11 protein-coding genes are annotated in these 13011 nt (G+C 68.2%); 5 read left to right on the top strand and 6 right to left on the bottom strand.

Annotated features, from left to right (window positions below):
* Nucleotides 1–170 precede the first annotated feature (170 nt).
* Entirely contained in the window at nucleotides 171–1106 is a 936-nt protein-coding gene (locus LPA45_RS26450; RefSeq protein WP_116319128.1) for a LysR family transcriptional regulator, read from the top strand.
* 6 nt (nucleotides 1107–1112) lie between these two features.
* Here the strand turns inward: LPA45_RS26450 and LPA45_RS26455 are convergent, their stop codons facing one another.
* The 3 genes from LPA45_RS26455 to LPA45_RS26465 are packed head-to-tail and all read right to left on the bottom strand — an operon-like array spanning nucleotide 1113 to nucleotide 4106.
* A complete protein-coding gene (locus tag LPA45_RS26455; protein WP_317919696.1) occupies nucleotides 1113–1889 on the bottom strand; it encodes an enoyl-CoA hydratase in 777 nt (258 codons plus the stop codon).
* A 23-nt stretch (nucleotides 1890–1912) separates the two neighbouring features.
* Nucleotides 1913–2884 (bottom strand): tripartite tricarboxylate transporter substrate binding protein, encoded by a 972-nt coding sequence (locus LPA45_RS26460; protein WP_317919698.1) that lies wholly within the window; start codon nucleotides 2882–2884, stop codon nucleotides 1913–1915.
* Between the two features lie 58 nt (nucleotides 2885–2942).
* Nucleotides 2943–4106 (bottom strand): CaiB/BaiF CoA-transferase family protein, encoded by a 1164-nt coding sequence (locus LPA45_RS26465; protein WP_317919699.1) that lies wholly within the window; start codon nucleotides 4104–4106, stop codon nucleotides 2943–2945.
* Between the two features lie 303 nt (nucleotides 4107–4409).
* Here LPA45_RS26465 and argG point away from each other — a divergent pair, with 303 nt between their 5' ends.
* From argG to LPA45_RS26480, 3 genes are all read left to right on the top strand, one after another.
* On the top strand, nucleotides 4410–5735 hold the full coding sequence (argG, locus tag LPA45_RS26470; protein WP_116319124.1) for an argininosuccinate synthase: 1326 nt from the start codon (nucleotides 4410–4412) through the stop codon (nucleotides 5733–5735).
* 179 nt (nucleotides 5736–5914) lie between these two features.
* On the top strand, nucleotides 5915–6868 hold the full coding sequence (pip, locus tag LPA45_RS26475; RefSeq protein ID WP_317919703.1) for a prolyl aminopeptidase: 954 nt from the start codon (nucleotides 5915–5917) through the stop codon (nucleotides 6866–6868).
* 25 nt (nucleotides 6869–6893) lie between these two features.
* Complete coding sequence (locus LPA45_RS26480; protein ID WP_116319122.1) at nucleotides 6894–7547, top strand: glutathione S-transferase family protein; 654 nt, start codon at nucleotides 6894–6896, stop codon at nucleotides 7545–7547.
* A gap of 19 nt (nucleotides 7548–7566) precedes the next feature.
* On the opposite strand, the gene LPA45_RS26485 is transcribed toward LPA45_RS26480, so the two are convergent.
* From LPA45_RS26485 to LPA45_RS26495, 3 genes are all read right to left on the bottom strand, one after another.
* Nucleotides 7567–8898, bottom strand: a complete 1332-nt coding sequence (locus LPA45_RS26485) for a gallate dioxygenase (RefSeq protein WP_116319332.1) — start codon at nucleotides 8896–8898, stop codon at nucleotides 7567–7569.
* Between the two features lie 62 nt (nucleotides 8899–8960).
* Nucleotides 8961–10289, bottom strand: a complete 1329-nt coding sequence (locus tag LPA45_RS26490; protein ID WP_116319121.1) for an aromatic acid/H+ symport family MFS transporter — start codon at nucleotides 10287–10289, stop codon at nucleotides 8961–8963.
* 213 nt (nucleotides 10290–10502) lie between these two features.
* Entirely contained in the window at nucleotides 10503–11744 is a 1242-nt protein-coding gene (locus LPA45_RS26495; protein WP_317919706.1) for a LysR family transcriptional regulator, read from the bottom strand.
* Between the two features lie 137 nt (nucleotides 11745–11881).
* On the opposite strand from LPA45_RS26495, the gene LPA45_RS26500 reads away from it, so the two are divergent.
* Nucleotides 11882–13003: a 4-oxalomesaconate tautomerase gene (locus LPA45_RS26500; protein WP_317919707.1), complete on the top strand. Its 1122-nt coding sequence runs from the start codon at nucleotides 11882–11884 to the stop codon at nucleotides 13001–13003.
* The last annotated feature ends 8 nt before the right edge of the window (nucleotides 13004–13011 follow it).

A 13011-nucleotide genomic window follows, 5' to 3' on the forward strand; every position in this document is an offset into this window, starting at 1 on the left:
GCACGCTTTTGTGTACGTCGTCCACAATACCTTAGCAAACAAAGTGGGCGGTGTCCACATCAATGCGAGACCAGGTTGCGGGCGGGGCGTGCGTGCCGCGCTGCACTAGAATGCCCGCGAACCATCTCGATCCGGCTCGCGCCTGACCACTTTAGACACCTGGGGCTGCCTTGCGTTACGAACTGACCGACCTGCGCCTGTTCCAGGCGATTGCCGACGCACAAAGTCTCTCCGGCGGCGCTTCGGCCACGCATATCACCGCGTCGGCGGCGAGCTACCGGCTGAAGAACCTGGAACACGCGATGGGCACGCCGCTGTTCGTGCGCACTGCGCGCGGCATGGAGCTGACCCCGGCAGGGGAGACGCTGCTGGTGCACGTGCGCGAACTGCTGCTCGGCGTGGAGCGCATGCACGGCGAAGTGGGCCGTTTCTCGGCGGGATTGAAGGGCAATATCCGGCTGCTGGCCAACAGTAGCTCGCTCAACGGCTTCATCATCCCGAGCGTGAGCCGCTTCCTGCTGGCCAACCCGGACGTGAACATCGACCTGGAAGAACGCGCCAGCCAGTCGATCCTGACGGCCGTGGCGGCGCACGAGGCCGATGTCGGCATCCTTGCCGGCGATTTCGAGACTACCGGCGTGCGCTCGGTGCGCTATGCGCGCGACGAGCTGATCCTGGCGGTTGCGGCGGAGCACCCGCTGGCGCGCGAGCCGGAGGTCCGCTTCGGTGCGGCATTGGCCTTTGACTTTGTCTGCATGAGCCGAACCAGCAGCAACTTCCTGTTCCTGCGCGAGATGGCGCAGCGCGCGGGCAAGAGCCCAAACGTGCGGCTGCATGCGCACAGCTTCGATGCGGTGCTGTCGCTGGCCGAGGCGGGGGTGGGCGTGGCGCTGGTGCCGCGCAGCGTGGCGGCGCTGGCGCTGCGCGAGGCGCGCGTGGTGGGCGTGCGGCTGGCCGAGCCCTGGGCACTGCGCGAACTCAACCTGATCGTGCGCGCCGATGGCAAGCTGCCGGCATTTGCCGAGGCGTTCGCGCAGTTCCTGCTCAACGATCCGCGCGTGGTGGCCACGCGCGAGGGCGGCGCCGTGGCCAGCACGGCGCCATAGTGCAAATCAGCGCTTGCGGTTGAGGAAGGTCGCCATATGCTGCTGCGGCTCGCCGGTGTCGAACGCGCTGCCGAATTCCGCCACGCTGTTGTTGATCGACACATCGACCGGCGCGTCTTCCCACTCGCGCAGCAAGCGCTTTTGCTGGCGCACGGCAACGGGACCGAAGCCCGCCAGCAAAGCGGCCACGCGCTCCACCTCCTGGTCCAGCGCGTCCAGCGGCACCACGCGGCTGACCAGGCCCCACTGCAGCGCGTCTTCGGCGTTGGCGATCTCGCCCGTCAGCAGCAGCCATGACGCGCGTGCATTGCCGATCAGGCGCGGCATCAGCGCGGCGTGGATCACCGACGGGATCCCGACCTTCACTTCGGGCATGCCGAGCTGCGCATTGTCGGCGGCGATGCGGATATCGCACGCCAGGGCCAGTTCCAACCCGCCGCCCAGGCACCAGCCCGGCATGCGCGCGATCACCGGCGCCGGGCAGTGGCGCACCGCGTCGCACAGGCGGCGCAGGCCGCTGATGAATGCCTGCGCGCTGGCGCGGTCCAGCGCGGCCATTTCCTTGATGTCGGCGCCGCCGATAAAGCCCTTGTCGCCGCTGCCGCGCAGCACTACCACGCGCACGGCCTCGTTGGCGGCCAGCGCTTCGATCGCGCGCGTGACCGAGGCGATCACCGGCGTGCCGAGGATGTTGAGGGAACCCGCGTCGCGGATGGTGACGGTGGCAATGCCGCGCGCGTCGATGTCCACGCCTGCGTACTGTTCCTGGATGGTTTCGCTCATGTCGTTCCTTGCTGGTGGCTTGCTTACTGGAGCCTGGTGAACTGGATATCGTCGACGACCTTCTTCCAGTGCGCATTCTGCCCGCGCACCAGTTCGGAAAAGGCCTGGCGCGAGGTGGGGGCGGGAATCGCCCCCTGCTTCTCGATCGCCGCGATCACGTCGGGCTCGGCCAGCACCTTGCGCACGGCCTGGTTCAGCTTGTCGAGGACGGGCGCGGGCGTTCCGGCCGGCGCGGCCAGGCCGAACCACGACGGATTGTTCATTGCCGGCAGGCCGGCTTCCGCGTAGGTCGGCACGTTGGGCAGCACCTTCAGGCGCTGCTTCGCCGCGACCGCCAGCGGCTTCAGGCGTCCGCCCTGGATCAGCGCGGACGACGAGGGGATGTTGTCGAACACGACCTGGATCTGGCCCGCGACCGCATCGTTGAGCGCCGGGCCCAGGCCCTTGTAGGGCACATGCAGCATGCGCGTGCCGGTGGCGTTCATGAACAGCTCGCCATTCATGTGGCTCAGGCCGCCGTTGCCCGAGGAGCCGAACGAATACTTGCCCGGATTGGCTTTCAGCAGCCTGATGAACGCCTGCAGGTCGGCGGCCGGGAACGACGGGTTGACCACCAGCACGTTCGGGACGTCGGCAAGGTTGCTGATCGGCGCGAAGTCCTTCACCGGGTCATACGCGGTCTTGACGTAGACGTTGGGATTGACCGCGTGCGAGCTTTCCACCTCCATCACCAGCGTGTAGCCGTCGGCAGGTTGCTTGGCGGCATAGGCGCTGCCCACCGCGCCGCCGGCGCCGGGGCGGTTCTCCACGACCACCGGCTGGCCCAGCACCGGGCCCAGATGCGTGCCGACAATGCGGGCGATGATGTCGGTGGTGCCGCCCGCGGCGTAGGGCACGATCAGCTTGATCGGGCGGTCGGGGTAGGGGCTGGACTGCGCGGCGCCGGCCGAGGCGAGCGCGGCGAACAGGGCAACAGTGGTCAGGACGGGCTTCATCGGGTGTCTCCGGAGCAGGGTTTGTCGGTCTTGTGGGGGTCTTGCAGGGGGCCGGGCATCAGTTGGCGGCGCAGTGCTCGCCCAGCAGCGGCGGCGGCGCGAGCGGGGCGTGGTGGCCCGCCAGCATCGGGTTGCGCACCATCGGCACGCGTCCCATGACGGGGTGCTCCGCCACCTGCATAAGGCCGCGGTGCTGCACCTGCGGGTGGGCGAAGACTTCATCCATGGTGTGGATCGGGCCCCATGGCACGCCGTTGGCGTCGAACGCATCGGTCCAGGCCGCGCGCGTGCGGGTGGGGAAGCGTTCGGTCAGCAGTGCGCGCAGCGCCGGCAGGTGCTCGATGCGCGCCGAGTTGGTGGCATAGCGCGGGTCCTGCGCCAACCCGGGCATGTCTGCCACCGCGCAGAAGCGCGCGAACTGTCCGTCATTGCCGATCGCCAGGATCAGGTGGCCATCGGCGCAGCGGAACACTTCATACGGCGCGCAGTTGGGATGCGCATTGCCGCTGCGCTGCGGATTCTGGCCCGACACCAGGTAGTTGGCGGCCTGGTTGGCGTTCATCGCCACGGCCACGTCGAGCAGCGCGATATCGAGGTGCGCGCCCACGCCGGTCGATTGCCGCTGGTACAGCGCGGCCAGCACCGCCGAGGTCGCATACATGCCGGTGCTCAGGTCGACCACCGCCACGCCGGTACGCAGGGGCCCCGCGCCCGGTGCGCCGTCGGGCTGGCCGGTATAGCTCATCAACCCGCCCATGCCCTGGAACACGTAGTCATAGCCGGGCTTGTCGGCCATCGGCCCGTCCTGGCCGAAGCCGGTGATCGACAGGTAGACCAGCCGCGGGTTGATTGCCTTGAGGGATTCGTAGTCAAGCCCGTAGCGGCGCAGCGTGCCGACCTTGTAGTTCTCGACCAGCACGTCGGCCTCGCGCGCCAGTTCGCGCACTTGCGCCGCGCCTTCCGGCGTGCCGTAGTCGATCGCCACCGAACGCTTGCCGCGGTTGCAGCAGATGAAGTAGCCCGACAGGCGCGGCTCGCCTTCGGTGCCGGCGGGTGCGTCCAGGTAGGGCGGCCCCCAGCCGCGCGTGTCGTCGCCGCGCTGGGGGTGTTCGACCTTGGTCACCTCGGCGCCCAGGTCGGCCAGGTTCTGGGTACACCAGGGACCGGCCAGGATGCGCGACAGGTCCAGGACCCGGATCCCTTGCAGGGCGCGATGCAGCATGACGACTCCGCTCTCAAAACAACGATGCGGCGCAGTATAGGGAGGGGTCCCGGGGGCGAACCAGTCGAGAGTTTTGAAGGGCGCGTTCGCGGCTTTTCAACGCTCCTCCGGGGTGCCGCCCACGGCCACGCGGCGGCGGCCGTTTGGCGCGTGGGCGCTGCCGTGTCACAATTCGCGTTTGGCACTGACTCGGCCCGTGACTCGGCCGGCCGCGTCGCCGTGCTTCCGCGCGCGCTGGCGCCCTTCCGGGCAACGCGGCGGAAGCCCGCCCAAGAGCCGACAAATTCACTTAGATTTCTGGCGATGACTACCATCCTGCAGCACATTCCTACCGGCCAACGGGTCGGTATCGCCTTCTCCGGCGGCCTTGACACCAGCGCGGCACTCCTCTGGATGCGCCAGAAGGGCGCGGTCCCCTACGCCTACACCGCCAACCTGGGCCAGCCCGACGAGCCCGACTATGATGACATCCCGCGCCGCGCCAAGGCCTACGGCGCCGAGGAAGCCCGCCTGGTCGACTGCCGCACGCAGCTGGTGGCCGAAGGCATCGCCGCCCTGCAGTGCGGTGCGTTCCACATTTCCACCGCCGGCATCACCTACTTCAACACCACCCCGATCGGCCGGGCCGTCACCGGCACCATGCTGGTTGCCGCGATGAAGGATGATGGCGTCAATATCTGGGGTGATGGCAGCACGTTCAAGGGCAATGACATCGAGCGCTTCTACCGCTACGGCCTGCTGACCAACCCCGGCCTGCAGATCTACAAGCCGTGGCTGGACCAGCAGTTCATCGATGAACTGGGCGGCCGCGCCGAGATGTCCGAGTTCATGCGCCAGAACGGCTTCGACTACAAGATGTCCGCCGAAAAGGCGTACTCGACCGACTCGAACATGCTGGGCGCCACCCACGAGGCCAAGGACCTGGAGCACCTGGATTCGGGCATCCGCATCGTCCAGCCGATCATGGGCGTGCAGTTCTGGCGCGATGACGTCGAAGTCAAGCGCGAGGAAGTCACCGTGCGCTTCGAGGAAGGCCAGCCGGTCGCGCTGAACGGCCAGACCTTCGCCAACGCCGTCGACCTGTTCATGGAAGCCAACCGCATCGGCGGCCGCCATGGCCTGGGCATGAGCGACCAGATCGAAAACCGCATCATCGAAGCCAAGAGCCGCGGCATCTATGAAGCCCCGGGCCTGGCGCTGCTGTTCATCGCCTACGAGCGCCTGATCACCGGCATCCACAACGAAGACACCATCGAGCAGTACCGCGACAACGGCCGCCGCCTGGGCCGCCTGCTGTACCAGGGCCGCTGGTTCGACCCGCAAGCCATCATGCTGCGCGAAACCGCCCAGCGCTGGGTGGCGGGCGCCATCACTGGCGAAGTCACCATCGAACTGCGTCGCGGCAACGACTACTCGATCCTGAACACCACCTCGCCGAACCTGACCTACAAGCCGGAACGGCTGACGATGGAAAAGGGCGAGTCGATGTTCACGCCGCTGGACCGGATCGGCCAGCTGACCATGCGTACGCTGGATATCGTCGATACGCGCGAGAAGCTGCAGACGTATGCGAAGTCCGGCCTGCTGTCGACGCAGGTGAGCGCTTCGCTGCCGAAGCTGGAAGACTGATCGCGGGCGCGCTGGTAAGCGCGACTTGCCTGGCAAGGAAAACCGGCACCTTTGGGTGCCGGTTTTTTTTTGTGCCGTCTCTCGCGGATCTGGCTCGATGGCGCATCAGGCGCCGGCTGACGCGAGCCCCCGTTCTGGCGGCGTACACTGTGGCCTCGAGACCACCGGAGCCCTACCCCATGCCCTCCCTCCGTACCCTCTACCCTGAAGTCGAGCCCTACCATACCGGCACGCTCGATGTCGGCGACGGCCACGTCCTGTACTACGAGCGCGTCGGCACGCCGGGCGCCAAGCCGGCAGTGTTCCTTCATGGCGGGCCCGGCGGCGGGATCTCGGCCGACCATCGGCGGCTGTTCGACCCGGCGCGCTATGACGTGCTGCTGTTCGACCAGCGCGGCTGCGGACGATCGACGCCGCATGCGGGGCTGGAGGACAACACGACGTGGCACGTGGTCGACGATATCGAGCGGCTGCGCGAACTTGCCGGCGTGGAGCGCTGGCTGGTCTTCGGCGGTTCCTGGGGCTCGACGCTTGCGCTGGCCTATGCGCAGAAGCATCCGCAGCGCGTCAGCGAACTGGTGCTGCGCGGCATCTACACGGTGTCGCAGGCAGAGCTGGACTGGTACTACCAGTACGGCGTGTCCGAGATGTTCCCCGAGAAATGGGAGCGCTTCCAGGCGCCGGTGCCCGAAGCGGAACGCGGCAACATGATGGCGGCCTATCGCAAGCTGCTGACCGGCGGCGACAAGGACAAGCAGGTCGAAGCCGCGCGCGCCTGGAGCGTGTGGGAAGGCGAGACCATTACGCTGCTGCCGGATGCCGACAACCGCGCCAAGCATGACGACAGCCACTTCGCGCTGGCCTTTGCGCGGCTGGAGAACCATTACTTCACGCACCGCTGCTGGCTGGAGGATGGACAACTGCTGCGCGATGCATACAAGCTGGCCGATATCCCCGGCGTCATCGTGCATGGGCGCTATGACATGCCGTGCCCGGTGCGCTATGCCCATGCCCTGCACAAGGCGTGGCCGAAGGCGGATTTCCACCTGATCGAAGGGGCAGGCCACGCGTGGACCGAACCGGGGATCATGGACCAGCTGATCGCTGCAACCGACCGCTTCGCCGCAGCGTAGCCAGCCGATCCAACAGGAGACCACGATGCAGCTTTACGCCCACCCGTTTTCCTCCTACTGCCAGAAGGCGCTGATCGCGCTGTACGAGAACGCGATCCCGTTCGAGTTCCGCATGCTGTCGCCCGACCATCCCGACCATGCAGCCGAACATGCGCGGCTATGGCCCTTGCAGCGGATGCCGGTGCTGGTCGATGGCACCCGCACGGTGTTCGAGTCCAGCATCATCATCGAATACCTCGACCAGCATCACCGGGGCGCAGTGCGCTGGCTGCCTGAAGCGCCCGATGATGCGCTCGAAGTCCGCCTGCTGGACCGTTTCTTCGACCAGTACGTGATGACGCCGATGCAGCGCATCGTGCTCGACCATCTCCGCCCCGCCGGCCAGCGCGATGCCTATGGCGTGGCCGACGCGCGCAAGCTGCTGGAAAGCGCCTACGCCTGGCTGGATGCCCGGCTCACCGGCCGTGAATGGGCGGCAGGCAGTGCATTCACGCTGGCCGATTGCGCGGCGGCACCGTCGCTGTTTTATGCGGACTGGGTGCATCCCGTTCCTGCGTCGTGCGCCCATGTGCGCGGGTACCGCACCCGGCTCCTGGCACGCCCGTCCTTTGCCCGTGCCGTCGACGAGGCGCGGCCGTACCGCTCGTTCTTCCCGCCGGGCGCGCCGGACCGGGACTGAACGCAGCGAGGTTCCCGGGTCAGCCAGCCTTGCTCTCGCTGGCCGGTGCAGCCCATGCGGTGCCGCTGCCGGCGCTGCCCGCCACCGAATACAGCGCGCCGGGTGCGTTGCGCGTCTTCTGGAAGTCCTCCAGCGATTGCCCGCGCATCGCTGCGTAGATATGCAGGTTCGACACGCCGGTGACCGCGCCCAGCTTTTCCAGCAGGAAGAAGATCACGCCGTAGTGGATCATGCCGCGCCAGTCGCGCCGCGTGATCAGGTCGCGCTCTTCGGCGCTGAGGTCGGCTTCGTCGTAGGTGGCCTGCGGGTCGGTGCGGAAGCGCTCGCGGAATTCGGGCCGCACCAGCTGGTGCAGGTAGCGGTTGATGCGGTACGCGCGCACGCTGGTCTCCAGCGTGAACGGGTAAGTCCCTTCGAGCTGTTCGATGCCGCGCAACTGGTGGCCGATATGCTCGCGCTGGCGTGCCGCGCGCGCGGCGTGGCGTTCGGGGTCGGTACAGGCCGCGTTCTCGTACACCGCCACCGCGATGCCGGTCATCGACGGCAGGTAGTAGTCGCGATGCACGCAACGGACGCCGCTGGACATGGCGCCGCGCATCACCATCCACATCACCACCTCGGCGCTTTCAAAGCCGCCCAGCCGGGCGTAGTCGGCGTGGGTCAGTTCCAGCAGCGCTTCGGGATCGGATTCGAACAGGTCCAGGAAGCGATGGTCCCACGCGGTGTTGTTGAAGCCGGCCCGCTCGCCATGCACCTGGTGCGACAGCCCGCCGGTGGCGACGATCGCCACGCGCAGGTCTTCCGGATAGCTTTCGATGGCGCGGCGCAGCGCCTGGCCCAGCTTGAAGCAGCGGCGCGCCGACGGCGCCGGAAACTGCAGCACGCCCACCTGCAGCGGCACGATGCTGACCGGCCAGGCGTCCTTGCCACCGTTCCTGTCATGCGGCAGCAGCACCGACAGCGGCGAGAAGCAGCCATGGTCGAGCGCCTTGTCCTGGAAGAACGACATGTCGAATTCATCGGCCATCAGCGATGCGCCGATATGCCGCGACAGGCCAGCGTGGCCGCTGATCGGCGGCAGTGCGCGCGGGCCGCCGCCCTCATCGGCGGCGTGGTACGACTCGCCGATGCCCAGCGCGAACGCCGAGTAGTGGTCGAAGAAGAACGACGTCACGTGGTCGTTGTAGACCATGACCAGCACATCGGGTCTGGCTTCCTTCAGCCATTCGCTGACGGGCGCGTAGGCCGCGAAGATCGGAGCCCAGGCCGGGTCCTGCTGCTTGCCGGCATCGAGCGCGAAGCCGATGGTGGGCGTATGCGAAGAGGCGATCGCGCCGATGATAGTAGCCATGTCGAAAACCCAGATAACTCGGAAAAACTTGGGACACCCGGCCAGCGCCGGGCCCTGCATCGTTACGCCGTTACGGCGCTCTGCTGTGCCCGTGAGGACAGTATAGAAATTGCGGCGATGGTCGCCGGGATCGCCAGGATGGCGATAACAGCGCTGAATCCCCAGCCCAGGCTCAGCAGCACGCCGCCCGCCATTGACCCGGTGATGCTGCCGAAGCGGCCGATGCCCAGCATCCAGCTCACGCCGGTGGCGCGTACCGGGGTTGGGTAGCACGACGGTGCGAAGGCATTCAGCCCCGTCTGCGCGCCGCTCATGCAGAAGCCGGCCATCAGCACGAAGAACGCGAAAGCCGCCGAGCTGACGTTGCCCGAGGCCAGCAGCAGGATCCACGCCGCACCGCAGACATAGGCGATCGCGATCACCTTGTTGGCCGCGCGCCGGTCCATGTAGTAGCCCACTGCCAGCGCCCCAACGGTGCCGCCGAGCTGGAACAGCGCGGTCAGGTTGGCGGCGCGCTCGATCGGCAGGCCGACGTCCTTGATCAGCGTCGGCAGCCAGCCGCTCAGCAGGTAGATCACCAGCAGGCCCATGAAGTAGGTCAGCCACAGCGCCAGCGTGATGCCGCGATAGCCCGGCGAGAGCAGCGTGCGCACCGGCTGCGTGGCCGGCACGGGCGGCTCGCTGATGGTGAATTCGGCATTAAGCGGCACGTCGCCGCCACAGACGCGGCGCAGCGTGCGCGCGATTGTCTCCGGCGCGAACTTGCGCACCACCATGTAGCGCGCCGATTCCGGGATCAGCAGCAGGTAGACCGGCAGGCACAGCAGCGGGATCGCACCGCCCACCATCAGCACCGCGCGCCAGCCGAAGTGCGGCAGCAGCGCGGCCGCGCCGAAGCCCACCAGCGCCGAGCCCAGGTTGAAGCCGGTGAACATGGCCGCGATCAGCGTGCTGCGCGAACGCTCCGGCACATATTCCGAGAGCAGCGTGGTGGTGGTCGGCATCGCCGCGCCCAGCCCGAGCCCGGTCAGGAAGCGCAGCAGCGACAGCGTCACCACGCTGTCGGAAAACGCGCTCAGCAGGTTGAAGACGCCGAACAGCGCCACCGAGCCCAGCAGCAGCTTCTTGCGGCCGAAGCGGTCGGACAGCGGCCCCACCATCAGCGCGCCGATCGCCAGACCCACCGGCGCCGCGCTCATCACGATGCCGAAGCTGGCGCGCGAGATACCCCATTCGCGCGTGATGTCGGGGGCCAGGAAGCCCATGATCGCGACATCCATGCCGTCGGTGGCGACGATCAGGAAGCACAGGCCGAGCAACAGCCACTGGTAGCTCGACATCTTTCGGTCATTGATGTGGGCCCGGATATCGAGCCTTGGGCGTGCGGTCATGCCGTCTCCTCCTGCGGCCCGGCGCGCGGGCCTTTTATCGTTGTCTGGGTTGCCTGCTGGGATGCGGCCGCTGGCCGGTGCCGGCCACCGCTTATCGGCGCGGTCCGGTGTGATGGCGGCGCAGGCCACGAGCGCATCGCTCATGGCAAGGGCAGTCTACGTTCGGCGCGCCTGTGGTGTATTGCTTTCGGCTGCCGGCCCGTTGCCTTTTCCTTATTGCGATGCCGTGCCGCCGGCGCCGTCGCGGTGCCAGGCGGTGCTGCAGGCGCGCAGTTCCGCCAGCAGCGCGTCGGCGCCGGGCGACAGCCGCGCGCCGGCGCGGGTGGTCATGCCGATCACCCGCCGCATGCCCGGCATCGGCAGGTTCAGCTCCGTCAGGGAGGACTGGTCGAACTCATACTGCAGCTGGTGCGCGGACAGCGCGGTAATCATCTCGCCGCGCAGCAGCAGGCCGCGCAGCAGCGCCAGGTCGCCGGTCTCCACCAGCGGTTCGGGCAGGGGCCCGCCATGGCGGGTGAAGAAGCCGTCGAGCGCCTCGCGCAGCGGCGAACCCGACCGAGACAGCACCCACGGATAGGGTTCAAGGTCGCGCAGCGTCAGGCGCTTGCGCGACGCCAGCGGATGCGTGGCGCTGGCGATCAGCGCGATGCGGTCCTCGAACAGCGGCTCGGTCGACAGGCCTTGCGCGGCGTCCTGCCTCAGTGCGCCCAGGATCAGGTCGATGCGCCCGCTCAGCAGCCCCGCGGTCAGTTCCTCGTACGGGCTTTCCAGCGAGCGGAAGCGCAGCCGTGGATGGCGCGCATGCAGCCGCGCGATCGCGGCCGGCAGCAACTGGGTGCGCCCCAGCGGCAGCGCGCCGACGGTGACCACGCCTTCGAGCACGCCGCGCAATGCCGCCACGTCGGCGGTGATATGGCGCAGCTCGGCCAGCACCCGTTCAAAGCGCGGGACCCAGCGCGCGCCCACGTCGGTCGGGATCATGCCGCGCGCGGTGCGCAGGAACAGCGGCTGCCCCAGTATCTCTTCCAGCCGCGCCACCGCCTGGCTGACCGCGGACTGCGATACGCCAAGCACGCCTGCGACGCTGGGCATATGGTGCGCGTCGGCCAGCAGCGTGGCGACTTCCAGGCGCCGTTCGTTGTAGAGCGATTCCAAGCTGGCGACGGTGCCGCCATGGCGGCTGCGCAGCCGGACGGCTTCCTCGCGTACGTCGCGCAGGGTCGCGTCGATCTGCTGCAGGCGCAACAGCACCAGCTCGCCGGCGCGCGTCAGCAGCATGCCGCGGCCCTTGCGCTCGAACAGTTCGACGCCAAGCGTGCCTTCCAGCGCGGCCACCGAACGCGCGATCGCCGATGAAGCGCGGTGCAGCGTTTCCGTGGCGCGGCGCACGCCGCCGGCCGCGGCCACGCCAGCGAACACGTAGAGGTGATGCAGGCTGAGCGGGGAAGGATTCATGGCTTTGGCGCGGGCCGCGCCTGCGGCATACCGATAAGCAGATTGGAACACTGGGCAGGCGAGATGGCAACCCAGCGCGGCGTCGCCGCGCCGATACTCGTCTCACCCTGGCGACCCCGCCACACCGACCGACTGCCATGAATGCCTTTCCCGATTCGGACCTGCGCCCGGTGCCGTGCATCCTGATGCGCGGCGGCACCTCGCGCGGCCCGTTCTTCCGCGCCGCCGACCTGCCCGCCGGCGAGGCGGCGCGCGACCGCTTGCTGCTTGCGGCGATGGGCTCGCCCGACCCGCGCCAGATCGACGGGCTGGGTGGCGCCCATCCGCTGACCAGCAAGGCCGGCATCGTCAGCGGCGGGATCGCGGGCGAGTATGACCTCGCCTTCCTGTTCGCGCAGCTGCAGCCCGATGCCGACACCGTCGACACCGCGCCCAACTGCGGCAACATGCTTGCCGCGGTGGTGCCGTTCGCGCTCGAGGCCGGCATGCTCGCGCCGCGCGGCGACACCACGCGGGCGCGCGTGCTGACGCGAAACACCGGCATGCTGTGCGACATCACGGTGCCGACACCGGGGGGGCGCCTGCGCTACGGCGGCGACGCGCGCATCGACGGCGTGCCTGGCACTGCCGCACCCATCGTGATCGATTTCCTCGACACGGCGGGCTCGGTCTGCAGCGCGCTGCTGCCCACCGGCAATCCACGCGACCGGCTCGTGATCGATGGCCTAGCCGTCGACGCCACGCTGATCGACAACGGCATGCCGATGGTGCTGCTGCGTGCAACCGACCTCGGCCGTACCGGCTACGAGAGCGTAATCGCGCTCAATGAGGACGCATCGCTGAAAGCGACGCTGGAAGCGCTGCGCCTTGCCGCCGGCCACAGCATGGGCCTGGGCGATGCCAGCGGCAAGAGCTATCCCAAGATGTGCCTGATCGCCGCACCGCGCGATGGCGGCACGCTGGCGACGCGCTGCTTTATCCCGCACGTATGCCACGCGGCCATCGGCGTGCTGGCCGCGGTCACCGCCGGAACTGCGTGCGTGCTGCGCGGCACGGTGGCCGATGGCATCGCCCGGTTGCAAGGCAGTGGCCCGGTGCACAACGTCAGTATCGAACACCCCAGCGGCGAGTTCACCGTCGAAATCGAAACCGACCCCGAGCGGCCCGGCACGATCGCGCGCAGCGCGCTGGTGCGCACGGCCCGCCCCATCATGCGCGGCGAAGTGCTCGTGCCGGCCAGCGCATGGCCACAAGACTGAGAGACACC

This window comes from Cupriavidus sp. Agwp_2 (genome assembly GCF_040784895.1).
Lineage (GTDB): Bacteria > Pseudomonadota > Gammaproteobacteria > Burkholderiales > Burkholderiaceae > Cupriavidus.